This is a genomic window from Delftia sp. GW456-R20, from assembly GCF_001622915.1.
Taxonomy (GTDB): Bacteria; Pseudomonadota; Gammaproteobacteria; order Burkholderiales; family Burkholderiaceae_C; genus Comamonas; species Comamonas acidovorans.
The window spans coordinates 982,659-1,005,153 of sequence record NZ_LWCN01000003.1; the positions used below are offsets into that span (position 1 = coordinate 982,659).

At 64.7% G+C, this 22,495-nt stretch carries 20 protein-coding genes; 8 read left to right on the plus strand and 12 right to left on the minus strand.

The genetic code is table 11. The features are described 5' to 3' along the window. Positions 1 to 124 precede the first annotated feature (124 nt). Positions 125 to 949 carry an IclR family transcriptional regulator gene (locus tag A4F85_RS05635; RefSeq protein WP_013801509.1) on the plus strand — a complete coding sequence of 275 codons (825 nt, stop codon included), beginning with the start codon at positions 125 to 127 and terminating at the stop codon, positions 947 to 949. Positions 950 to 1,060: 111 nt separating this feature from the next. Here the strand turns inward: A4F85_RS05635 and A4F85_RS05640 are convergent, their stop codons facing one another. From A4F85_RS05640 to A4F85_RS05670, 7 genes are all read right to left on the minus strand, one after another. Further along, entirely contained in the window at positions 1,061 to 2,158 is a 1,098-nt protein-coding gene (locus tag A4F85_RS05640) for a serine hydrolase (RefSeq protein ID WP_013801508.1), read from the minus strand. Between the two features lie 119 nt (positions 2,159 to 2,277). Beyond that, the gene (locus tag A4F85_RS05645; RefSeq protein ID WP_063325908.1) at positions 2,278 to 3,816 is read right to left on the minus strand and encodes a 2-isopropylmalate synthase; all 1,539 of its coding nucleotides are present in this window, start codon (positions 3,814 to 3,816) and stop codon (positions 2,278 to 2,280) included. A gap of 99 nt (positions 3,817 to 3,915) precedes the next feature. Then, a complete protein-coding gene (leuA, locus tag A4F85_RS05650; protein WP_063325909.1) occupies positions 3,916 to 5,607 on the minus strand; it encodes a 2-isopropylmalate synthase in 1,692 nt (563 codons plus the stop codon). Between the two features lie 226 nt (positions 5,608 to 5,833). Beyond that, complete coding sequence (gene pssA / locus A4F85_RS05655) at positions 5,834 to 6,667, minus strand: CDP-diacylglycerol--serine O-phosphatidyltransferase (RefSeq protein WP_012206663.1); 834 nt, start codon at positions 6,665 to 6,667, stop codon at positions 5,834 to 5,836. A 210-nt stretch (positions 6,668 to 6,877) separates the two neighbouring features. After that, a complete protein-coding gene (gene ilvC / locus A4F85_RS05660) occupies positions 6,878 to 7,894 on the minus strand; it encodes a ketol-acid reductoisomerase (protein ID WP_012206664.1) in 1,017 nt (338 codons plus the stop codon). A 72-nt stretch (positions 7,895 to 7,966) separates the two neighbouring features. Next, a complete protein-coding gene (ilvN, locus tag A4F85_RS05665; protein ID WP_012206665.1) occupies positions 7,967 to 8,458 on the minus strand; it encodes an acetolactate synthase small subunit in 492 nt (163 codons plus the stop codon). Between the two features lie 154 nt (positions 8,459 to 8,612). After that, entirely contained in the window at positions 8,613 to 10,394 is a 1,782-nt protein-coding gene (locus A4F85_RS05670; RefSeq protein ID WP_043819761.1) for an acetolactate synthase 3 catalytic subunit, read from the minus strand. A 277-nt stretch (positions 10,395 to 10,671) separates the two neighbouring features. Here A4F85_RS05670 and A4F85_RS05675 point away from each other — a divergent pair, with 277 nt between their 5' ends. From A4F85_RS05675 to A4F85_RS05700, 6 genes are read left to right on the plus strand one after another with little or no spacing between them, the layout of a single operon-like run. Continuing rightward, positions 10,672 to 11,244, plus strand: coding sequence for an RNA polymerase sigma factor (locus tag A4F85_RS05675; RefSeq protein ID WP_013801505.1), 573 nt, complete (start codon positions 10,672 to 10,674; stop codon positions 11,242 to 11,244). Next, the gene (locus tag A4F85_RS05680) at positions 11,241 to 11,699 is read left to right on the plus strand and encodes a DUF3619 family protein (protein WP_063325910.1); all 459 of its coding nucleotides are present in this window, start codon (positions 11,241 to 11,243) and stop codon (positions 11,697 to 11,699) included. Before A4F85_RS05675 ends, A4F85_RS05680 begins: the two co-directional genes overlap by 4 nt. A 20-nt stretch (positions 11,700 to 11,719) precedes the next feature. Then, on the plus strand, positions 11,720 to 12,571 hold the full coding sequence (locus A4F85_RS05685; protein ID WP_013801503.1) for a DUF3106 domain-containing protein: 852 nt from the start codon (positions 11,720 to 11,722) through the stop codon (positions 12,569 to 12,571). Between the two features lie 29 nt (positions 12,572 to 12,600). Next, a complete protein-coding gene (locus A4F85_RS05690; RefSeq protein ID WP_034396055.1) occupies positions 12,601 to 13,146 on the plus strand; it encodes an RDD family protein in 546 nt (181 codons plus the stop codon). 40 nt (positions 13,147 to 13,186) lie between these two features. After that, positions 13,187 to 13,600, plus strand: coding sequence for a diacylglycerol kinase (locus tag A4F85_RS05695; protein WP_043819740.1), 414 nt, complete (start codon positions 13,187 to 13,189; stop codon positions 13,598 to 13,600). Continuing rightward, complete coding sequence (locus tag A4F85_RS05700) at positions 13,597 to 14,190, plus strand: TIGR00730 family Rossman fold protein (protein WP_012206672.1); 594 nt, start codon at positions 13,597 to 13,599, stop codon at positions 14,188 to 14,190. Before A4F85_RS05695 ends, A4F85_RS05700 begins: the two co-directional genes overlap by 4 nt. A gap of 101 nt (positions 14,191 to 14,291) precedes the next feature. Here A4F85_RS05700 and A4F85_RS05705 read toward each other — a convergent pair whose 3' ends face one another. Together A4F85_RS05705 and A4F85_RS05710 are read right to left on the minus strand one after the other, a co-directional pair. Further along, a complete protein-coding gene (locus tag A4F85_RS05705; protein ID WP_012206673.1) occupies positions 14,292 to 14,630 on the minus strand; it encodes a P-II family nitrogen regulator in 339 nt (112 codons plus the stop codon). Between the two features lie 71 nt (positions 14,631 to 14,701). Then, positions 14,702 to 16,351 (minus strand): NAD+ synthase, encoded by a 1,650-nt coding sequence (locus A4F85_RS05710; RefSeq protein WP_063325911.1) that lies wholly within the window; start codon positions 16,349 to 16,351, stop codon positions 14,702 to 14,704. 86 nt (positions 16,352 to 16,437) lie between these two features. Here A4F85_RS05710 and A4F85_RS05715 point away from each other — a divergent pair, with 86 nt between their 5' ends. Further along, positions 16,438 to 17,661, plus strand: a complete 1,224-nt coding sequence (locus tag A4F85_RS05715) for a GNAT family N-acetyltransferase (RefSeq protein ID WP_063325912.1) — start codon at positions 16,438 to 16,440, stop codon at positions 17,659 to 17,661. A 3-nt stretch (positions 17,662 to 17,664) separates the two neighbouring features. Here A4F85_RS05715 and A4F85_RS05720 read toward each other — a convergent pair whose 3' ends face one another. From A4F85_RS05720 to ppa, 3 genes are all read right to left on the minus strand, one after another. Continuing rightward, complete coding sequence (locus tag A4F85_RS05720) at positions 17,665 to 19,491, minus strand: methyl-accepting chemotaxis protein (protein WP_082848114.1); 1,827 nt, start codon at positions 19,489 to 19,491, stop codon at positions 17,665 to 17,667. Positions 19,492 to 19,982: 491 nt separating this feature from the next. Then, a complete protein-coding gene (locus tag A4F85_RS05725; RefSeq protein ID WP_063325913.1) occupies positions 19,983 to 21,752 on the minus strand; it encodes a methyl-accepting chemotaxis protein in 1,770 nt (589 codons plus the stop codon). 181 nt (positions 21,753 to 21,933) lie between these two features. Next, positions 21,934 to 22,461, minus strand: a complete 528-nt coding sequence (gene ppa, locus A4F85_RS05730) for an inorganic diphosphatase (RefSeq protein WP_013801496.1) — start codon at positions 22,459 to 22,461, stop codon at positions 21,934 to 21,936. Positions 22,462 to 22,495: the final 34 nt, after the last annotated feature.

Genomic DNA, 22,495 nt, shown 5'->3' on the forward strand with positions numbered 1-22,495 from the left:
GCGTCACTCCACGCCTTTTCAGCGACATTTCTTATGCGCATAGCCGCTGTTTGCTGGCGGCACATATGCCGCCATGCCATGGCCGCCGCTAGAATGACCGAATGCCGAAACTCCACTCCGCCTCATGAAAAAAAACGATAACGCGGCCTCCCCCAAGCCCAGCGTCCAGGTCCTGGAACGCATGTTCACGTTGATCGACGTGTTGGCCTCGCGCGAGGAAGCGGTATCGCTCAAGGAGATCAGCGAGCGCACCGGCCTGCACCCCTCCACCACGCACCGCATCCTCAACGATCTGGCCATTGGCCGCTTTGTCGATCGCCCCGAATCGGGCAGCTACCGCCTGGGCATGCGCTTCCTGGAACTGGGCAATCTGGTCAAGGCCCGCCTGAGCGTGCGCGAAGCGGCCCTGATCCCCATGCGCCAGCTGCACAAGCAGATCCAGCAGCCGGTCAGCCTCAGCGTGCGCCAGGGCGATGAAATCGTCTATGTGGAACGCGCCTACAGCGAGCGCTCCGGCATGCAGGTGGTGCGCGCCATCGGCGGCCATGCGCCGCTGCACCTGACGTCCAACGGCAAGCTGTTCCTGGCGGCCGACGATGCGCAACAGGTCCGCGCCTACGCCACGCGCACCGGCCTGCCCGGCAAGACGCACTTCAGCATCACGCGGCTGGCCGACATGGAAAACGAGCTGGACAAGGTACGCCACCATGGCGTGGCCCGCGACAACGAAGAGCTGGAACTGGGCGTGCGCTGCATGGCCGCCGGCATCTACGACGACCAGGGCAAGCTGGTGGCCGGCCTGTCCATCTCCGCTCCCGCCGACCGGCTGGACGAAAGCTGGATGTCCAAGCTCCAGTCCACCGCACAGGAGATCTCGGGCGCCCTGGGCTTCAACGCAACCCGCCCGGCGGCACCGCCACCCAACCCCTACGCGCGCAGCAGCCACTGAACAGCCATCGGCCCCATTGGCATTGGCCAGGGGCCATTGGCAACACACACCTCTGCGCACCAGAAACGACAAAGGCGCCATCGGCGCCTTTGTCGTGAGGGGAAAGAAAACTCAGCCCTTGACCTTGTGGATCATGGGATCGCCAGCCACCTGCCCCATGGACTCCACCCAGTGGCGCACGCGCTCGGCATCGCCGAGGCGGCTGAACTTTCCGGCCGAATCCAGGAAGACCATGATGATCTTGCGGCCAGCCACCTGCGCCTGCATGACCAGGCAGCGGCCTGCCTCGGAGATGTAGCCGGTCTTTTGCAGACCGATGTCCCAGGTGGGACTCATCACCAGGCGGTTGGTGTTGTTGTACTGCAGCGTGCGGCGGCCCACGGCCACCTCATAGCCGGGCGAGGTGGTGTACTCGCGCACCAGCGGATCGCTGTGCGCCACATTGACGAGCACGGCCAGATCACGGGCACTGGACTGGTTGCGGCTGGACAGCCCGGTGGGCTCCACGTAGCGGGTATCGGTCATGCCCAGCAGACGGGCCTTGGCATTCATCTGCTGGACAAAGGCATCAAGGCCACCAGGGAAAGTGCGGCCCAGGGCATGGGCAGCGCGGTTTTCACTGGACATCAGGGCCAGGTGCAGCATTTCACCGCGCGTGAGCGTGGTGCCGACGGCCAGGCGCGAGCTGCTGCCCTTTTCGGTATCCACGTCGTCCTGCGTGATGGTGATGGTTTCATCCATCGGCAGATGGGCCTGGGAAATCAGCAGGCCGGTCATCAGCTTGGTCAACGAGGCGATGGGCAAGACGGCATGGTCGTTCTTGCTCAGCAGCACCTCATGGGTGTCCTGGTCCAGAACCAGGGCCACGCTGCTCTTGAGATCCAGAGGATCGGCCACCGCATGCAGACCGGCCATCTGGCCGAAGGACAGGCGTGGCTCGTAGGCAACGGCGCGAATGGGGCTGGCCACGCTGCGTGCAGCGACGCGGCTGGGCTGGCGCGCGCTCTTGGCAACGCGCTTGCCTTGGGGAGCGGCCGTGGCGCGCTCCTTCACCGCCTTCTTCTTGACAGGGGCCACGGCCACCTGTTTCTTGGCAACTTTCTTGGCAGGCGCGGCATATGCGCCCGGAGCAGCAAGAGCACAACTCAGGGCCAGAAAGGACATGACCTGAGCAAATCGACCGAGGCGGGCACGGCGTAGGGTGGGCATGAGAAATGCTCCAAGCAGCAAGAATTTGTGACTAGACCTTACATTAATCGAAAAAGTCGCACTGTGACAATAACTTGTGCGACTTTTCGATAATTTAAGTGAAATTATAAGGCGAGTGCTTACCCCTGCGCAGCCACGATCTCTGCATTGCTGTGTAATTTGTTCAACGCGCTCAGATAGGCCTTGGCAGAAGCCACGACGATGTCAGGGTCGGCGCCCACGCCGTTGACCACGCGCCCGCTGCGCTGCAGGCGAACAGTCACTTCGCCCTGGCTTTCGGTGGAGCCGCTGATGGCGTTGACCGAGTACAGCAGCATCTCGGCACCGCTCTTCACCTCGGACTCGATCGCCTTGAACGAGGCATCGACCGGGCCATTGCCGTCGGACTGGGCCTTGATCTCGCGGCCGTCGCGGCTGAACACCACCGACGCGTGTGGGCGCTCACCTGTCTCGCTTTGCTGGGCCAGCGAGATGAACTGGAAGGGGTCGGCCTGCTGATGCGCGTCCTGCTCGGTCACCAGGGCCAGGATGTCCTCGTCGAAGATCTCGCTCTTGCGGTCGGCCAGCTCCTTGAAGGCGGCAAAGGCGGTATTGATCGCAGCTTCGCTGTCCAGTTCCACGCCCAGCTCGTGCAGGCGCTGCTTGAAGGCGTTGCGGCCGCTGAGCTTGCCCAGCACGATCTTGTTGGCGCTCCAGCCCACGTCCTCGGCACGCATGATCTCGTAGGTGTCGCGCGCCTTGAGCACGCCGTCCTGGTGAATACCGGAGGCGTGGGCGAAGGCGTTGGCCCCCACCACGGCCTTGTTGGGCTGCACCACGAAGCCGGTGGTCTGGCTGACCATGCGGCTGGCGGCCACGATGTGCAGGGCGTCGATGTTGACGTCTAGGCCAAAGTAGTCCTTGCGCGTCTTGATGGCCATCACCACTTCTTCCAGCGAGCAGTTGCCGGCGCGCTCACCCAGGCCATTGATGGTGCATTCGATCTGGCGGGCGCCTCCGAGCTTGACGCCGGCCAGCGAGTTGGCCACGGCCATGCCCAGATCGTTGTGGCAGTGCACGCTCCAGACCGCCTTGTCGCTGTTGGGCACGCGCTCGCGCAGGTTCTTGATGAAGGCGCCGTAGAGCTCGGGAATGGCATAGCCCACGGTGTCGGGCACGTTGATCGTGGTTGCGCCCTCGGCGATCACGGTCTCGATGACGCGGCACAGGAAATCCGGGTTGCTGCGGTAGCCATCCTCCGGGCTGAACTCAATGTCGGCAATCAGGTTGCGCGCAAAGCGCACGGATTGGCGCGCCTGCTCCAGCACCTGCTCGGGCGTCATGCGCAGCTTTTTCTCCATGTGCAGCGCGCTGGTCGCAATGAAGGTATGGATGCGCGCGCGGTTGGCGTCCTTGAGGGCTTCGGCCGCACGGGCGATGTCACGGTCATTGGCCCGCGCCAGCGAGCAGATGGTGGAGTCCTTGATGGCGCGCGCAATGGCCTGCACCGACTCGAAGTCACCGTTGGAGCTCGCCGCAAAACCGGCCTCAATCACATCGACCTTCAGCCGTTCGAGCTGGCGCGCGATGCGCAGCTTCTCGTCGCGGGTCATGGAGGCACCGGGCGACTGCTCGCCGTCACGCAAGGTGGTGTCGAAAATGATCAATTGGTCGGTCATGGGGAGTCTCGTCTTTCTTGTGGATGCGAAGCCCCTGCCCACGGGCAGGCGATGAAAAAAGCCGGTGCGCTTGTGGCTGCACCGGCTCGGGAACGAAATTCAGGCGGCGACCGCCTCCTGCTCCACCGCATTCTCGGCGGAGGGAACACGCTGCAAGCCCGACATGATGGCCCGGAACGAGGCAGAGACGATATTCGCATCGACCCCGACGCCGTAGCACACGTGGGAATCGTCCACGCGCAGTTCCACATAGGCGATGGCCTTGGCGTTGGCGCCTTCGCCAATGGCGTGCTCGGCATAGTCCAGAACGCGTACTGCGCGGCCGCTGTGCTCGCTCAGCGCCTGCACGAAGGCATCGATCGGGCCCGTGCCCTCGGCTTCAATCGTGCGCTTGCCGCCCTCGACGGCCAAGTCGGCCGACAGGCTGACCACACCATCGTTCTCGCTCAGCCGGTAGTGCGGCGCCTGCACGGATTGCAGGCCGTATTCGCGCTGGAACAGATTCCACAGGTCGGCGGCAGCCAATTCCTTGCCGCTGGCATCCATCTCGCGCTGCACGACCTGGCTGAACTCGATCTGCAGGCGGCGCGGCAACTGGAGGCCATATTCGCTTTCAAGCAGATAGGCGATGCCACCCTTGCCCGACTGGCTGTTGACGCGAATGACGGCTTCATAGCTGCGACCGAGGTCCTTGGGATCGATGGGCAGATAGGGCATGTCCCAGACGTCGCCTTCCTTGCGGTCGGCGAAGGCCTTCTTGATCGCATCCTGGTGCGAGCCAGAGAACGAGGTGTAGACCAGGTCGCCCACGTAGGGATGGCGCGGGTGCACGGGCAACTGGTTGCAATGCTCGACCGTGCTGCGGATGCCGTCGATATCGGAGAAATCCAGCCCGGGCGACACGCCCTGGATGTACATGTTCAGCGCCACGTTGACCACGTCGAGGTTGCCCGTGCGCTCGCCGTTGCCGAACAGGCAGCCTTCGAGGCGGTCGGCACCGGCCATCAGCGCGAGCTCGGCCGTGGCCGTGCCGGTGCCGCGATCGTTGTGGGGATGGACGGACAGCACGATGGAATCACGGCGCTGGATGTGGCGGTGCGTCCACTCCACCATGTCGGCAAACAGATTGGGCGTGGAATGCTCCACCGTGGTGGGCAGGTTGATGATGCACTTGTGCTCGGGCGTGGGCTGCCATACATCGGTGACGGCATCGATGACGCGCTTGGAAAACTCCAGCTCGGTGTCCGAATACATCTCGGGCGAGTACTGGAAGGTCCATTGCGTCTGGGGGTAGCCGGCAGCAATCTCGTTGAACATGCGGGCATTGGTGGTGGCCAGCTCGACGATCTCGTCTTCACTCATGTTCAACACCACGCGGCGCATCACGGGCGCGGTGGCGTTGTACAGATGGACGATGGCACGGGGCACGCCTTCGAGCGCTTCGAAGGTACGGCGGATGAGGTGCTCGCGCGCCTGGGTCAGCACCTGGATGGTCACGTCATCGGGAATGCGGTTTTCCTCGATGAGCTTGCGCATGAAGTCGAACTCCACCTGCGAAGCGGAGGGAAAACCGACCTCGATCTCCTTGAAGCCGATCTTCACCAGCTGCTCGAACATGCGCATCTTGCGATCGATGTCCATGGGCTCGATCAGCGCCTGGTTGCCATCGCGCAGATCCACGCTGCACCAGATCGGAGCCTTGGTAATCGTCGCGTCGGGCCAGCTGCGATTTTGCAGACGCACGGGAGCGAAAGCGAACGGACGGTACTTGGTCGAAGGGTTTTGCAACATGGCTGAAGTGCTTTCTATCGTCTAGGTAAAAACAAGACCCACCTGCTCCAGCGACCCCACAAATGCAAAACGGCCCGTCGCTGGTGCAAACGGGCCGTGAAAGTAGGTATGTACGCGCGCGCTACTGTCTCTGCCCGTTGGACATCAGTAGTAGAGCTAGCGACAGGTATTGCATTCGGACGACTTTAGCACAGGTTCACAAAGGCTGTGAAGATGCTGCGCCGCATCACTTGTGCAGGCCGCGCTCCTCGGGCTCGTCGGTCGAAGTGCTGATGACGCTGGTGCGCTGGCCCTTGGCCTTGCGCCAGGCGTAGACGCCATAGCCCGAGAAACCGTAGAGCAGGAACACGCCGAACAGCACGATGGGCGGGTGGATGTTGATGATGGCAATGCCCAGCGCAATCAGCACGATGGCGGCAAACGGCACGCTCTTCTTGAAGTGCACGTCCTTGAAGCTGTAGAACGGCACATTGGTGACCATGGTCAGGCCCGCGTACAGCGTCAGGAAGAACATGATCCAGGTGATCTGCGTCCAGCTCAGCCAAGCATCCTGTCCGCGCAGCAGGCCCGCTTCGTCCAGCAGCCAGATGAAGCCCGTGACCAGCGCCGCCGCGGCAGGCGAAGGCAGGCCCTGGAACCAGCGCTTGTCCACCGTGCCGGTATTCACGTTGAAACGCGCCAGCCGCAGGGCGGCGCAGGCGCAATAGACAAAGGCGGCAATCCAGCCCCAGCGACCAATGCCCTTGAGCGCCCACTCATAGGCGATCAAGGCGGGAGCGGCGCCGAAGGACACCATGTCCGACAGCGAGTCCATCTGTTCGCCAAAGGCGCTTTGCGTATTGGTCATGCGTGCCACGCGCCCGTCAAGACTGTCCAGCACCATGGCGCAGAACACGCCTGCGGCAGCCAGTTCAAAGCGGCCATTCATGGCCATCACGATGGCGTAGAAGCCACCGAACAGCGCAGCCAGTGTGAACAGGTTGGGCAGGATGTAGATACCCTTGCGGCGCTTGCGCACCACCACGCCCTCAATCTCGTTGGACTCATTGTGGTTTTGCATCAATCCAGCCTCCAGCACAGCGCCTACGGGCGCGGGCAGCTATTAAAACGATAGTATTCTAAGGGAGCGGACTGCGCCGCCCCGAAAGGGTCAGTGTACCTGCGCGCCGCCCCCCTTCCCTGCACGAAAAAGGCCACCCATCGGGGTGGCCTTGTCCTGCACCTTGCGTAGGCCGCTTGCGCGACCCAGGCAAGATGGAATGCAGCAATCTCAGTTGCGGCTCTGGTCAACCAGCTTGTTCTTGGAGATCCAGGGCATCATGGCGCGCAGCTGGCCACCGACCTTCTCGATGGCGTGGTCGGCGTTCATGCGGCGGCGGGCCGTCATGCTCGGGTAGTTGGTGCGGCCTTCCTGGATGAACATCTTGGCGTATTCGCCGGTCTGGATGCGCTTGAGGGCAGCACGCATGGCTTCGCGCGACTTGTCGTTGATGACTTCGGTACCCGTCACGTACTCGCCGTACTCGGCGTTGTTCGAGATGGAGTAGTTCATGTTGGCGATGCCGCCTTCGTACATCAGGTCCACGATGAGCTTGAGCTCATGCAGGCACTCGAAGTAGGCCATTTCGGGAGCGTAGCCGGCTTCGGTCAGGGTCTCGAAGCCCATCTTCACCAGTTCCACCGCGCCGCCGCACAGAACGGCTTGCTCGCCGAACAGGTCGGTCTCGGTTTCTTCCTTGAAGTTGGTCTCGATGATGCCGCCCTTGCCGCCGCCGTTGGCCATGGCATAGGACAGGGCCAGGTCACGGGCCTTGCCGGACTTGTCCTGGTACACAGCGATCAGCGAAGGCACGCCGCCGCCCTTCAGGTACTCGGAACGCACGGTGTGGCCAGGACCCTTGGGGGCGACCATGATCACGTCCAGATCGGCGCGGGGCACGACCTGGTTGTAGTGGATGTTGAAGCCGTGGGCAAAGGCCAGCGTGGCGCCTTGCTTGATGTTGGGGGCCACGTTGTTGTTGTAGACCTCGGGGATGTTCTCATCCGGCAGCAGGATCATGACCAGGTCGGCGGACTTCACGGCGTCATCGACTTCCGCGACGGTCAGGCCAGCCTTGGCGACCTTGTCCCAGGAAGCGCCGCCCTTGCGCAGACCGACCACGACCTTCACGCCGCTTTCGTTCAGGTTTTGCGCGTGTGCGTGGCCCTGGCTGCCGTAGCCGATGATGGCAACGGTCTTGCCCTTGATCAGGCTCAGGTCACAGTCCTTGTCGTAGAAAACTTTCATGTTGGCTCCAGGCTTCGTGTGTGTAGGGGTTGAAAAGGGGAAGGGGACAGGTTTCAGGTGCGTTGCAGCGCATCAAACGCGCAGGATGCGTTCGCCGCGGCCGATGCCGCAGGAGCCGGTGCGCACGGTTTCCAGAATGGCCGTGCGGTCCAGCGCCTGCAGGAAGGCGTCGTTCTTGGATTGGTCGCCGGTCAGCTCGACCGTGTAGCTCTTTTCGGTCACGTCGATGATGCGGCCGCGGAAGATGTCCGCCATGCGCTTCATCTCCTCGCGTTCCTTGCCCACGGCGCGGACCTTGACCATCATGAGCTCGCGCTCGGTATAGGAGCCTTCGGTCAGGTCCACAACCTTGACGACTTCGATCAGGCGATTCAGGTGTTTGGTGATCTGCTCGATCACGTCTTCGGAGCCATTCGTCTGAATGGTCATGCGCGACAGCGATGCGTCTTCCGTGGGGGCCACGGTCAGCGATTCGATGTTGTAGCCGCGGGCCGAGAACAGGCCCACCACGCGCGACAAGGCTCCCGGCTCGTTTTCGAGCAGCACGGCAATGATGTGTTTCATGAAAGAAAGATTCCTCTTTTCGCTGCCCTCCCCCGGCGCCGGTAAACGTCGGGCTTGGCAGGCAATAGATTCGTCAAAGGGGCCGCCTCGAGGACGGCTCACTGGAACGGATGCGGCAGGAATGAACCCGGGCAAATCCCGCAAGGGACCATGCTCAGAGGTCGTCAGCTCCCAGCAGCATCTCGGTGATCCCACGGCCGGCCTGCACCATGGGGAACACATTCTCGGTGGGATCGGTACGGAAGTCCATGAACACCGTGCGGTCCTTGAGCTTGCGTGCCTCGCGCAGGGCGGGCTCCACGTCCTCGGGGCGCTCGATCAGCATGCCCACGTGGCCATAGGCCTCGGCCAGCTTCACGAAGTTGGGCAGCGAGTCCATGTAGCTGCTGCTGTAGCGGCCCGAGTACTCGATCTCCTGCCACTGGCGCACCATGCCCAGGTAGCGGTTGTTCAGCGACACCACCTTGACCGGCGTGTTGTACTGCAGGCAGGTGGCCAGCTCCTGGATGTTCATCTGGATGGAGCCTTCACCCGTGATGCAGAACACCTCGGATTCAGGCTTGGCCAGCTTGATGCCCATGGCGTAGGGCAGGCCCACGCCCATGGTGCCCAGGCCGCCGGAGTTGATCCAGCGGCGCGGCTCGTCGAAGCGGTAGTACTGCGCAGCCCACATCTGGTGCTGGCCCACGTCGGACGTGATGTAGGCATCGGCGTCGCGGGTCATGTTCCACAGCGTCTCCACCACGTACTGCGGCTTGATGACCGAGCCATCGCCACGGCTGTACTGCAGGCAGTCGCGGCTGCGCCAGCCTTCGATGGTCTCCCACCATTGGCCCAGGGCCGCTGCGTCGGGACGGGCACTTGCCTCGCGGATCATGGAGATCAGCTCGGTCAGCACCTCCTTGACGTCGCCCACGATGGGCACGTCCACCTTCACGCGCTTGGAGATGGAAGAGGGATCGATGTCGATGTGGATGATCTTGCGCTCCACCGACATGAAATGCTTGGGGTTGCCGATCACGCGGTCATCGAAGCGTGCACCCACCGCCAGCAGCACATCGCAGTTCTGCATGGCATTGTTGGCTTCGATGGTGCCGTGCATGCCCAGCATGCCCAGGAACTTGCGGTCGCTGGCCGGATAGGCGCCCAGGCCCAGCAGCGTATGCGTGACCGGGTAGCCCAGCATGTCCACCAGCGTGCGCAGCTCGTTGCAGGCATTGCCCAGCAGAACGCCGCCGCCCGTGTAGATATAGGGTCGCTTGGCGGCCAGCAGCAACTGCAGCGCCTTGCGGATCTGGCCGGCATGGCCCTTGCGCACCGGGTTGTAGGAGCGCATCTCCACCTTCTCGGGGTAGCCGGCGTAGAGCGCCTTCTTGAAGGACACGTCCTTGGGAATGTCCACCACCACGGGGCCGGGACGGCCGGTGCGCGCGATGTGGAAGGCCTTCTTCATGGTGTCCGCCAGCTCGCGCACATCCTTCACCAGGAAGTTGTGCTTGACGATGGGGCGGGTGATGCCGACGGTGTCGCATTCCTGGAACGCATCGGTGCCGATGTAGGCCGTCGAGGTCTGGCCGCTGATCACGACCAGGGGAATGGAATCGGTGTAGGCGGTGGCAATGCCGGTCACGGCGTTGGTCAGGCCGGGACCCGAGGTCACCAGGGCCACGCCGACTTCACCCGTGGCACGGGCAAAACCGTCTGCCGCATGCACGGCCGCCTGTTCATGGCGCACCAGCACATGCTGAATGGAATCTTGTTTGTAGAGGGCGTCGTAGATGTACAGAACCGCACCGCCCGGATAGCCCCAAAGCTGCTTGACACCTTCGGCCTGCAAGGACTTGACGAGGATCTCGGAGCCCATCAGCTCCTGGGATGCATGGGACTGCGACGCCGCTGCTGCCGCGCTGGAGTACTCGGCTTTGGAAATTTCCATGATCAACCTTTGTGAATTTCTCTAACGAAAAACCTTGGGTGCCCCTTGCCTGAAGCCCTTGTGAGGCCGGTGCGGGACTTAGGACCAACAGACATGGGCGAGTGAGTAAACGCCGGACCGTGACCCGTTTGCCTTTTTGAATTGCAGCAGACATTATCGCACTGCAACAAGCCTGCGCGCCATCCTGCGAAAAAAATTGACAGTGCGGTGCGATAATCAGGCCCCGCACCCGTTCAGCCCCTCATCAACGAGCCCCTCATCCGGGCCTGCGTTCCTTTTGGCAACCGAGCAAGAACTATCCGACTTCCTCAAAAGCGTAGAAAAGCGAGCCTTCAAGCGCAGCTTTTTTCACGTCCGGGATGAGGAGGCGGCGCTGGACATCGTGCAGGACAGCATGCTCAAGCTGGCGCAGCACTATGGCGACAAGCCCATCAACGAGCTGCCCATGCTGTTCCAGCGCATCCTGTCCAACAGCACGCTGGACTGGTTTCGCAGGCAAAAAACGCAGAACGCCCTCTTCACCCGCATGAGCGACCTGGAGGCGTCGGCCGGCGACGATGCGGACTTCGACTGGCTCGAAACCTATGCCGACTCCGGCCAGAACGGCGAAACCGCCCGCAGCGCCGAAGATCTGACCGAGCGGGCCCAGATTTTGCAAAGCATTGAAAAAGAGATACAGGAGCTTCCAGCACGTCAACGCGAAGCTTTCCTGATGCGTTATTGGGAAGAGATGGACGTCGCGGAGACCGCTGCCGCGATGGGGTGTTCCGAAGGAAGTGTAAAAACACATTGTTTCCGCGCCATCCAGACATTGAGCAAGGCACTGAAGGCCAAAGGAATCGAGCTATGAAGACTGCGCCCACTCTCACTCTCCACAGCGAAATGGCGGCCGACCGCATCGCACGCCGGATCACCGCGCGCCTGGGTGACGGCGAGGCGTTGCTGCCATACGACATCACCGAGCGGCTGCGCGCTGGGCGCGAGCGCGCCCTTTCCGTTCGCCGGCGCGAACTGCGCGCTGCGCCCTTGCAGGCTGCCAGCGCAACCCAGGCCCAGGGCGGCACGCTGACGCTGGGCTCGGGCGACGAGGGCGGCACCTGGTGGCGCGCTCTGATCTCGGCCGTGCCGGTGCTGGCGTTGATCGTTGGCCTGGTGGTCGTCAACGTGCAGACGGACCAGACAGGTCTGACCGAGGTTGCCGAGGTGGATACCGCCTTGCTGACCGATGATCTGCCGCCCGCCGCCTATGCCGACCCCGGCTTCATCCAGTACCTGAAGACTTCGGCCACCAACACGGAACGCTGATCCCCGCCTTGCCTGCCTGCATGCCCACTGATTCACGCGCCGCGTTCCACCGCTCAGCCGCCGCCATCCTGGCGGCGGTGCTGTTGATGGCGCTGGCCTGGACCGGCTGGCGCGTCGTGCAGCAGGTACGGCTGGCACCCAGCACCGTCTCGCCGGCCACGATCGCAGCCTCCAAGACCCTGCACGGTGATGCAGCCACACGCCAGCGCGCCACGGACCTGGCCTCCGGCCCGCGCTGGGCAGAGCTGACACCAGCGCAGAGCAGTGTGCTTGAACCCCTGTCCGAGCGCTGGTCCATGATGGATGCGCTGCAAAAGCGCCGCTGGATGGCGCTGGCCGAGGGCTGGGACAAGCTCAGTGAAAAAGAGCAGGAAAAGCTGCGCGATCGCATGCAGACCTGGTCCAGCCTCAGCGCCCAGCAGCGCAGCCAGGCCCGCCTGAATTTCGCCCTGACCAACCGCCTGGCCACGGACAAGCGTGCCCAGTGGGAGGCCTACCAGGCGCTCAGTGACGAGGAAAAACGCCTGCTGGCCGCGCGCGCCGCGCCCAAGGCCAAGGGCGCCGCCACGGCCATAGAGCCCGTTGCGCCCAAGCGGCTGGCGCGGATTCCGGCGGCCTCGGTGGCTCCGGCCACCATTCCGAATCCGCCGAAGATTCCGCCCGCCACCATCTACAACCCGCCGCTTCCGGTACCCCCTGCCCCATCGCCTGCGGCCGTGGAAACCCATCCCGTGCGCCCGCCGGCGCTGGTGGAGACGGCGCCGGTGGAAGTGCCCTCGGCCACGCCCATGCCCTTGCCGCCCATGGAACTGCATGACAGCCCCGATGCTGCATCCCAGCCATCGCACGGCGAAGCGCCCCTCTCGCATTGACGCACTGACGCACCGATCTCCCCGTCCGCATGACGAACGCCACATCCCCCGCCTCCACCACGGCAGCCGCAATCGCAGCCTCCCCACAGATGGCCCCGCGACTGGCGCGGCGCATGGCCTGCTGGCTCTACGAGGGCATGCTGCTGTTCGGCGTGGTCTTCATTGCAGGCTATCTGTTCGGCACCCTGTCGCAGACACGCAATGCCATGGACAACCGCCATGCGCTGCAGGCCTTCATGTTCGTGGTGCTGGGCATCTATTTCGTCTGGTTCTGGTCCAAGGGCCAGACGCTGGCCATGAAAACCTGGCACATCCGCCTGGTGGATGCAGCGGGCCAGCCCGTCAGCCAGTTGCGCGCGCTGCGGCGCTATGTGTTCAGCTGGATCTGGCTGCTGCCGCCGCTGGCTGCCTATTCGACCGGCGTGCCCGCACTGACCACGCTGATGCTGCTGGTGCTGTGGGTGGCGCTCTGGGCGCTGCTCAGCCGCTTTCATCCGCGCCGGCAGTTCTGGCATGACGCATGGGCTGGCACCCAGTTGATCCACCAGGCCCCGGCCCCCAGGAAAAAGCGCTGACAGGCCCAGAGGCAGCGTCGCATCTCCTACACTCGCAAGCATGCCCGCCGCATCTCCCGACCCGACCGACAGTGCACCTGTCAATCCCCAGAAAAGCCGCACAGGCCTGACGCGTGTCTGGCACGCAGCAGGCTATTCGCTCTCAGGCCTTCGCGCCGGATGGAATGAAAAAGCCTTCCGCCAGGAAGCGCTGGCCGCCATCGTGCTGATCCCTGCCGCCTTCTGGCTGGGAAGCAGCTGGATCGAGGTCGCACTGCTGGCGGGCACCGTCTTGCTGGTGCTGATCGTGGAGCTGCTCAACAGCGGCATCGAGGCCGTGGTCGATCGCATAGGCCCCGAATGGCACGTTCTGTCCAAGCAGGCCAAGGACATGGGCAGCGCGGCCGTGATGCTGGCGCTGCTGCTGTGCGCCGGCGTCTGGCTGGCCGCCCTCTATCAACGGTTCATTGCATGACAAATCCCACGTTTTCCATTTGTGTGTATTGCGGCTCGCGCCCCGGCGACCAGCCCGGATTCATCGAGGCGGCCCGCGCCACCGGCCGCTGGATCGGCGAGCACGGCGGCCAGCTGGTCTATGGAGGCGGCCGCAGCGGCCTGATGGGCGAGGTGGCCGAGGCCACGCGGCAGGCCGGCGGCCGCGTCGTGGGCGTGATTCCGCAGGCGCTGGTGGACAAGGAACTGGCCAACCATGCCTGCGATGAACTGCACATCGTCCAGACCATGCACGAGCGCAAGGCCATGATGGCCGAGCGCAGCGATGCCTTCGTCGCCCTGCCCGGCGGCATAGGCACCTTCGAGGAATTGTTCGAGGTCTGGACCTGGCGCCAGCTGCGCTACCACGACAAGCCCATCGGCCTGCTCAATGTGGATGGCTACTACGACAGCATGCTGCAGTTCCTGCAGACCTGCGTGGGCCATGGCTTCATGGGCGAGTGGCAGATGGGACTGATCGAAAGCGGCAGCGACATCCCCACGCTGCTGCAATCCCTGGTGCAGAACGCCGGCACGGGCCTGGAGACTGCGCCCTTGCGCGCCGTGATCTGAACAGAAGCGGAAACGGAAACGGCCACCCTTGAGAGGATGGCCGCCAGCGTCGAGATATCAGGAATGCAGGGCGCCGAATGCGCCCTGCCCTGCTATCGGACTCAAATGGCTCCGTCGTCGAGCTCGCCGGTACGGATGCGCACCACGCGCTCCACGGCCGTGACGAAGATCTTGCCGTCACCGATCTTGCCCGTGCGCGCCACGTTGACGATGGCATCCACGCAGCGGTCCACGTCCTCGGTGCGGACCACGACCTCGATCTTCACCTTGGGCAGGAAGTCCACCACGTACTCAGCGCCGCGGTAAAGCTCGGTATGGCCCTTCTGGCGGCCAAAGCCCTTGACCTCGGTGACGGTCAGGCCGTTGACGCCGCAGTCGGCCAGTGCCTCGCGGACCTCTTCCAGCTTGAACGGCTTGATGATGGCGGTGATCATTTTCATGGGGTGAACTCCTCAGTGCATGCAATACGGGGCAAGACGGCTGGCTGGGAAACCCCGCCGCCTCAGGTGCTTCAAGCGCGAAAGCGGTTGGTTATGGGGTAGCGCCAATCCTTGCCGAAGCTGCGGCGCGTCAGTCGCGGCCCCACGGGCGCCTGGCGGCGTTTGTACTCGTTGATCTGGATCAGGCGCGTCACTCGCTCCACATCGGCGCTGGCGTATCCGTCGGCCACGATGGAGGCGATGCTTTCGTTATTTTCCATGTAACGGCGCACGATGGCATCGAGCACCTCATAAGCGGGCAGGCTGTCCTGGTCTTTCTGGTCAGGGCGCAGTTCGGCGCTGGGCGGGCGCGTGATGATGCGATCCGGGATGGGGTCCAGACCCGTGCCGAACGGATCGTTGGCATTGCGCCAGCGCGCCAGCGCAAAGACCTCGGTCTTGAGCACGTCCTTGATCACCGCAAAGCCGCCCGCCATGTCGCCATAGAGCGTGCAGTAACCGGTGGACATCTCGCTCTTGTTGCCCGTGGTCAGCACCACGGAGCCGAACTTGTTGGACAGGCCCATCAGCAGGGTGCCGCGGATGCGGGCCTGCAGATTCTCTTCGGTCGTGTCCTCGGCGTGGCCCGCGAAGGCCGGGGCCAGGGCGGCCTTGAAGGCCTCGAACTGCGGTGCGATGGAGATTTCGTCATAGCGCACGCCCACGCGCTCGGCCATGTCACGCGCATCGATCCAGCTGATGTCGGCCGTATAGGGCGAAGGCATCATCACCGTATGCACCTTGTCCGCGCCCAGGGCATCGACTGCAATCGCCAGCACCAGGGCCGAGTCGATACCGCCCGACAGGCCCAGCAGGGCGCCGGGGAAACGGTTCTTGCCCACGTAGTCGCGCACGGCCAGCACCAGGGCGGACCACAGCGCCGGCAGGTGCCCTGGCTGCGCAATCACCTCGCCTGACAGCACCAGCGCATGCCCGCCCGTGCGGACCTCCACCCGCGGCAAGGCCTCGGCAAAGGCCGGCGCGCGCGCGGCAATGGAGCCGTCCGCCTGCACGGCAAAGGAGCAGCCATCAAAGACGATTTCATCCTGGCCGCCAACCAGATGTGCGTAGACCAGGGGCAGGCCGGTCTCGCGCGCACGCGCGGCCAGCGTGGCTTCGCGTTCGGCCTGCTTGCCCTCATGAAAGGGCGAGGCATTGATCACGGCCAGCAATTGCGCGCCGGCCTGGGCGGCGGCGCGTGCGGGTTCGGGATGCCAGGCGTCCTCGCAGATCAGCAGGCCCACGCGCACGCCCTGCACTTCGATCACGCAGGGCGATTGGCCGGCAACAAAGTAGCGCTGCTCGTCGAACACGCCGTAGTTGGGCAGGCATTGCTTGGCATGGCTGCATTCCACGCGCCCGTCGCGCAGCACGCTGGCCGCATTGCGCAACGCGCCAACGGCGCCCTGGTCGCGCCAGGGATGGCCCAGCACCAGCGCCAGGCCCGGCCATTGCGCGGTCTCCAGCGCAAGCTGCTGCACGGCCTGGTCGCAGGCATCCAGAAAGGCGGGGCGCAGATACAGGTCTTCGGCCGCATAGCCGCACAGGGCAAGCTCGGGCGTCAGCAGCAAGCGTGCTCCCGTGGCATAAGCTTCACGGGCTGCGGCAATGATTTTCTGGACATTGCCGGGCAGGTCGCCCACGACAAAGTTGAGCTGGGCAGTGCAGATGGAGAGCGTCATGGAATGCAATGGAGCCAACAGGGCCGACAAGGCCACCCCACAGCGAAAGGCGGCAGCGCGCGTCACACCGGCCTGCAAGGAATGGCATGGCTGAAACCGCAATTATCACCCGCGTGCTGGACAGCGTGCAGCAGCTCGATGCCCAGGCCTGGAATGCGCTGCTGGCATCGCAGGCCGCGCCCACTCCCTTCATGCGCCACGAGTACCTGAGCGCGCTGGAATCCAGCGGCAGCGCCGTGCCGCAAACCGGCTGGGCCGGCCGCGTGGTCACGCTCTGGCAGGGCGGCGAGCTGGTCGCCGCCTGCCCGGTCTACGCCAAGGCGCACTCCTATGGCGAGTACGTGTTCGACTTTGCCTGGGCACGTGCTTACGCCCAGCACGGGCTGGACTACTACCCCAAGGGCGTGCTGGCCGTGCCTTTCACGCCCGTGCCGGGCAGCCGCCTGCTGGCGCGCACGCCCTTGCTGCGTGCAGCCCTGGTGCGCGCGGTGCGCGAATGGGCCCAGGCGCAGCAGCTGTCTTCGCTGCACCTGCTGTTCAGCGATGCCGAGGATCTGGCAGCCTGCGATGCCGACGGCTGGATGCAGCGCAGCACCGTGCAGTTCCACTGGAGCAACCAGGGCGCCGATGGCGCCGGGCACAGCGATTTCGACCACTTTCTGGCGACGCTGAACCAGGAAAAGCGCAAGAAGATACGCCAGGAAAGGCGCAAGGTGCATGAGGCCGGCGTGCGCTTTCGCGCCCTGCACGGGCCGGACATGGGCGCACAGGACTGGGCCTTTTTCTACCGCTGCCACGAGCGAACCTACCTGGAGCATGGCAACGCCCCGTACCTCGAACCGGCCTTCTTCGAGGCCATGGCGCGCCAGATGCCCGAGGCCTGGCTGATGTTCATCGCCGAGCGCGACGGCCAGCCCATGGCCTGCAGCCTGATCGCGCTGGATGCTGCGGCCGCAAGGCTGTCAGCGGGCCATCCAGGCGGACGCGCCCACGCGCCGCAGACCCCGCAGGGAACGGCCTACGGCCGCTACTGGGGCGCACTGGAGCGCGTGGATTGCCTGCATTTCGAGGCCTGCTACTACCAGCCCATCGCCTGGTGCATAGAACGCGGGATTGCGCACTTCGAGGGAGGCGCGCAGGGCGAGCACAAGATGGCACGGGCGCTGTTGCCCGTGGTCACCCCCAGCGCCCACTGGATTGCCCACCCGTCCTTTGCCGATGCCATCTCGCGCTTTCTGGACCGCGAGGGCGAGGGCATGGCCGGCTATCTGCAGGAGCTGCAGGCCCACAGCCCGCTGCGCCAGGGGTAGGGCTCAGAAGGTTTCCCAGTCGTCATCGCCCTGGCCGGGCTGGCGTGGTGCCGGCTTGCCGGCCTGCGTGGGTCCGGCGCGCGGCCGGATGGGGGGCGTGGCATCGCGCTCAAGCCGGCGTGCCAGCGTCTCGCCGCCTGCAGGCGCACCGCCGCCGCCCAGGGCCGCAGGCCGCGCAGGGCTGGCGGGTGGGGCAGGCCGGACAGGCGGGGCTGCGGGGCGCGCTGCGGGGCTGGCCGGTGCCGCCACCCTGTGCGGCACATGCGCATGGCTGTCCGTGGCGCCACGGGGCAACTGGAAGACGGCCACGGCCTCGACCAGGTCCTGCGCCTGCTTGCGCAGCGAGGCAGCGGCGGCCGCGCTTTCCTCGACCAGGGCCGCGTTCTGCTGCGTGGTCTGGTCCATCTGCGTGACGGCTTCGCCAACCTGGGCCACGCCGGAGCTCTGCTCGGTGCTGGCCGAGCTGATCTCGCCCATGATGTCGGTGACCCGGCCGATGGCGGCCACCACTTCGGTCATGGTCGTGCCTGCGCGGTCCACCAGTTGCGAGCCCTGCTCCACACGCTCCACGCTGGCCGTGATCAGCGCCTTGATTTCCTTGGCGGCCTCGGCGCTGCGCTGCGCCAGCGATCGCACCTCGCCCGCGACCACGGCAAAGCCCCGACCCTGCTCACCTGCGCGGGCCGCCTCCACGGCAGCATTGAGCGCGAGGATGTTGGTCTGGAAAGCAATGGAGTCGATCACGCCGATGATGTCGCCGATGCGCCGGCTGCTGTCGTTGATGCCCTTCATGGTCTCCACGGCCTCGGCCACCACGTCGCCGCCACGGCGCGCAACGCTGGATGCATTGAGCGCCAGTTGATTGGCCTGGCGTGCGTTGTCGGCGTTCTGGCGCACGGTGGAGCCCAGCTCCTCCATGGAGGCTGCCGTCTGCTCCAGGGCGCTGGCCTGCTCTTCCGTGCGGCTGGACAGGTCGGCATTGCCCGAGGCAATCTGCGCGCTGGCCGAGGCCACGCCTTCGGCGTTCTGGCGCACGCTGCGCACGGTCTGCACCAGGCTGGACTGCATGCGCTGCAGCGCGCCCAGCAGCAGGCCGGTTTCGTCATGGCGGTCGATGCGGATGGTCCCGCCCAGGTCGCCGTTGGCCACGCGGTCTGCGGCATCGACCGCATGCGCCAGCGGCGCGCGGATGGAGCGCGTCAGCCACAGGCCGGCCAGCACGGCCAGCAGCACGGCAGCCAGCGCCGCCACGCTGAGGACGACGACCGAGCGCCCGTACACGGCCTCGGCGTTGCGGCTTTCCTGCAAGGCGGCATCACTGTTGAGCTTGACCAGCAGATCCAGCGTGTTCGACGAATCGTTGTAGAGCTTCAGCGACTCGCCGCCCAGCACCGCCTGGGCCTTTTCCTTCTCGCCCTGGCGCGACAGCGCCAGCACCTGCTGGCTCAGTTGCTGGTAGCGCTCGCGCTCCTGGACCAGTTGCGCGTAGAGCCTGCGTTCTTCGTCCGATGACAGCAGCGGCTCATAGGCCTTCTTGCGCTCGGCCAGGCGGCGCTGCAGTTGTTCCAGCTGCTTTTCCGAATCGGTCTTGTAGGCGGCATCGTCATTGTTGACATGGCGCACTTCCAGAAGGCGCGTGCGCACGACATCGGTGCCGATCTGGTTGATCACTTCCACGCTGGGCATGGCGTTGCCCGTGATGACTTCCATGCTGGCGCGCATGGCGCGCAACTGCACCAGCGCCGCAGCCACCACAGCCAGCAGCAGCACCACCAGCAGGCCGAAGGTGCCCAGCATGCGCGTTGAGATCTTGAGGTTTTTCACGTTCATCTTTCTTGTCGAAGTCCTGCCATCTTGTTGTGCCTAGCTTTGTGTTGCGCCATGGACAGGCGTCAGCCAGGCCCGGCGCGGACTTCGCAAAAACAGATCTGCCGCAACCGCGCAAGTCGGCTTGTGGGCAAGGATCGGAGAGGGAGAGCCACCGCGGTGGCGCGGTCCGCTGGAAGACTGATTACCGCCAGGCGTGGCGGCCATGAGAACAAGGTGATCACGGGATACCCCTTCGTTCCTAGGGAGCGGCACCAGAAGCCGCCATTGTTCACGCTGTAAGAATAGGACTACATCCACTTACATTCTGCCAGTATCCAGGCATTGTTCAGGACAAGTTCAGGGACTGGTAGTAGGCAGAAACCTTCACTGGCAGATTTGTGCCACAGCCTCTCGCTCCCGTCTTGCGCCAGCTCAGCGGCAGACGCAAAGGAAAGCGGCCCCATGCAAAGCATGGGGCCGCCAGAAAAGGAAGCTCAGCTGCGCGTGAGGCCTCAGAACGCGGCCCACTCCTCATCGTCGGCGGTGGTCGTCTTGGTGGCCTTGGTGGCCTTGGCCGGGGTGGCCGCAGCGATCTGTTGCGCCGGCCCGGCGGCCATGGGAGCCAGGGCCGGACGCGATGCCAGGGAGGCAACAACCGTTGCGCGCGATGCTGCGGCAGTCGCCACAGTGACAGCTGGCGCATCGGCAGCCGCCGTGCGGAATACCGAGACCGAGGCCACCATGGCCTGTGCCTGCTGCTGCAGCGACTGGGCGGCGGCGGCGCTTTGCTCCACCAGGGCCGCGTTCTGCTGCGTGGCCTGGTCCATCTGCGTGATGGCATCGCCCACCTGGGCCACGCCCGCGCTCTGCTCGCTGCTGGCCGCGCTGATCTCGCCCATGATGTCCGTCACGCGCCGGATGGCGGTGACGATTTCCGACATGGTCTCGCCGGCCTTGTCCACCAGTTGCGTGCCCTGCTCCACGCGCTGCTCGCTGGCCTGGATCAGCGCCTTGATCTCCTTGGCCGCCTCGGCGCTGCGCTGGGCCAGCGAACGGACCTCGCCCGCCACCACGGCAAAGCCCCGGCCCTGCTCGCCAGCGCGGGCCGCCTCCACGGCCGCGTTCAGCGCCAGGATATTGGTCTGGAAGGCAATGCCGTCGATCACGCCGATGATGTCCGCGATCTGGCGGCTGCTGTCGTTGATGCCCTTCATGGTGTCCACCACCTGGGCCACGACTTCGCCCCCACGCGCGGCGATGCCCGATGCGGAGGCCGCCATCTGGTTGGCCTGGCGCGCACTGTCGGCGTTCTGCCGCACGGTGGCGCCCAGTTGCTCCATGGAGGCTGCCGTTTCCTCCAGCGCGCTGGCCTGGCTTTCGGTGCGCGCCGACAGATCGGCATTGCCCTGGGCGATCTCACCGGCGGCCAGTGCCACGCCCTGCGCGTTGCCACGCACCTCGCCCACCAGCTCGGCGAGCTTGCGGCGCATGTCTTCCTGTGCGTTGATGAGCTGGCCCATTTCGTCGCGGCGGCGGCTGGTGACCGGCGTCTCCAGATGGCCGGCCGCCACGTTGCGCGCCACATGGACGGCCTGGGCGACGGGGCCGGTCACGGCACGCGTGATGGCCCAGCCCACCAGGGCGGCAATGGCAACCACCACGGCCAGCGTGCCCAGCACCCAGATGCGGGCGAGGTCAAAGCCGGCCTGCGCCTGCTGGCGGGCCTGCTCGCCCGCCTCGCGCTGCAGGGTCAGCAGGCGGCCGGCGCTTTCGGCCAGCTTGCCGAACTGCGCCTCGGATTCGCCGGCGAACATCAGCCCCATCTCGTCGGCCATGAAGGCCTGCTCCTCGGTGGTCGAATAGTTGCCGGCACGCGCGCGCTCCAGCAGGCGCGCATGCATGGCCAGGAACTGCTGCTTGAAGCCGAGGTAGTCGTCAAAGGCCGCGCGCAGGGCCTGCTGGTCTATCAGCGCACGCAGAGCCGTCTCATGCTCGCCGATGGTCTGCAGCCGGTCCTGCACCTGCTTGGCAAAGCCATCGACCTCGCCCAGGCTGCGCGCCGAGGCGATGCCGGCCTCGTGGCGGCGCAGGCGGTTGTACTCGGAGCGCATGGCGCCCGCATGGAACATGCTGGGCAGGGCCACATCCGACAAATGCAATGCGTTGCGGTGCATCTGCGCCAGTTGCAACCAGGCCACCGCCCCCAGGATGGCCGAGAACAGGACCATGACGAGGAATCCCATGCCCAGCTTCGTGCCCATGCGCCAATCTGCCAACTTCATTTGCTCGCTCCCGGGCTGATGGCTCGCACCAGCGCCTGATTGATCTGTCCAAACCCTGATCCACGACAAAACAAAAAACGCACCCGGCGCGTAGGCAACGGGTGCGTTTCAAATTGTATCAACTGCGAAGCGGGCATTTACCTCAGCGCAGTTGAGACTCCCTCAACGGGAGTGAAAAGGATCAGCCCTTGTAGTTGGCGATGCCGTCCACGACTTCCTTCTTGGCCTCGTCCACGCCCTTCCAGCCCAGCACCTTGACCCACTTGCCCTTTTCCAGGTCCTTGTAGTGCTCGAAGAAATGCTGGATCTGCTTGAGGGTGATCTCGTGGATGTCTTCCAGCGTGTTGATCTTGTCGTAGGCGGGCAGCAGCTTTTGCGTGGGCACGGCCAGGACCTTGCCATCCACGCCGGACTCGTCTTCCATCAGCAGGATGCCGATGGGGCGGCAGGCCACGACCACGCCCGGGGGCAGCGGGAAGGGCGTCATCACCAGCACGTCCACCGGATCGCCGTCGCCGGACAGCGTCTGGGGCACATAGCCGTAGTTGGCCGGATAGTGCATGGCCGTGCCCATGAAGCGGTCCACGAAGACGGCGCCGCTTTCCTTGTCCACTTCGTACTTGATGGGGTCGGAGTTGGCCGAGATCTCGATCACGACGTTGAAGGATTCAGGAGCGTTCTTGCCCGGTGTGACTTTGTCGAAAGACATGATGGATGAGGAGAGTTGAAACAAAAAAGCCCCC

What these genes read in the sequence shown, in the direction of transcription:
- A4F85_RS05635 (WP_013801509.1), top strand. Translation starts at nt 125, where the DNA reads ATGAAAAAAAACGATAACGCGGCCTCCCCCAAGCCCAGCGTCCAGGTC.
- A4F85_RS05640 (WP_013801508.1), bottom strand. Translation starts at nt 2,158, where the DNA reads ATGCCCACCCTACGCCGTGCCCGCCTCGGTCGATTTGCTCAGGTCATG.
- A4F85_RS05645 (WP_063325908.1), bottom strand. Translation starts at nt 3,816, where the DNA reads ATGACCGACCAATTGATCATTTTCGACACCACCTTGCGTGACGGCGAG.
- leuA (WP_063325909.1), bottom strand. Translation starts at nt 5,607, where the DNA reads ATGTTGCAAAACCCTTCGACCAAGTACCGTCCGTTCGCTTTCGCTCCC.
- pssA (WP_012206663.1), bottom strand. Translation starts at nt 6,667, where the DNA reads ATGCAAAACCACAATGAGTCCAACGAGATTGAGGGCGTGGTGGTGCGC.
- ilvC (WP_012206664.1), bottom strand. Translation starts at nt 7,894, where the DNA reads ATGAAAGTTTTCTACGACAAGGACTGTGACCTGAGCCTGATCAAGGGC.
- ilvN (WP_012206665.1), bottom strand. Translation starts at nt 8,458, where the DNA reads ATGAAACACATCATTGCCGTGCTGCTCGAAAACGAGCCGGGAGCCTTG.
- A4F85_RS05670 (WP_043819761.1), bottom strand. Translation starts at nt 10,394, where the DNA reads ATGGAAATTTCCAAAGCCGAGTACTCCAGCGCGGCAGCAGCGGCGTCG.
- A4F85_RS05680 (WP_063325910.1), top strand. Translation starts at nt 11,241, where the DNA reads ATGAAGACTGCGCCCACTCTCACTCTCCACAGCGAAATGGCGGCCGAC.
- A4F85_RS05685 (WP_013801503.1), top strand. Translation starts at nt 11,720, where the DNA reads ATGCCCACTGATTCACGCGCCGCGTTCCACCGCTCAGCCGCCGCCATC.
- A4F85_RS05690 (WP_034396055.1), top strand. Translation starts at nt 12,601, where the DNA reads ATGACGAACGCCACATCCCCCGCCTCCACCACGGCAGCCGCAATCGCA.
- A4F85_RS05695 (WP_043819740.1), top strand. Translation starts at nt 13,187, where the DNA reads ATGCCCGCCGCATCTCCCGACCCGACCGACAGTGCACCTGTCAATCCC.
- A4F85_RS05700 (WP_012206672.1), top strand. Translation starts at nt 13,597, where the DNA reads ATGACAAATCCCACGTTTTCCATTTGTGTGTATTGCGGCTCGCGCCCC.
- A4F85_RS05705 (WP_012206673.1), bottom strand. Translation starts at nt 14,630, where the DNA reads ATGAAAATGATCACCGCCATCATCAAGCCGTTCAAGCTGGAAGAGGTC.
- A4F85_RS05710 (WP_063325911.1), bottom strand. Translation starts at nt 16,351, where the DNA reads ATGACGCTCTCCATCTGCACTGCCCAGCTCAACTTTGTCGTGGGCGAC.
- A4F85_RS05715 (WP_063325912.1), top strand. Translation starts at nt 16,438, where the DNA reads ATGGCTGAAACCGCAATTATCACCCGCGTGCTGGACAGCGTGCAGCAG.
- A4F85_RS05720 (WP_082848114.1), bottom strand. Translation starts at nt 19,491, where the DNA reads ATGAACGTGAAAAACCTCAAGATCTCAACGCGCATGCTGGGCACCTTC.
- A4F85_RS05725 (WP_063325913.1), bottom strand. Translation starts at nt 21,752, where the DNA reads ATGAAGTTGGCAGATTGGCGCATGGGCACGAAGCTGGGCATGGGATTC.
- ppa (WP_013801496.1), bottom strand. Translation starts at nt 22,461, where the DNA reads ATGTCTTTCGACAAAGTCACACCGGGCAAGAACGCTCCTGAATCCTTC.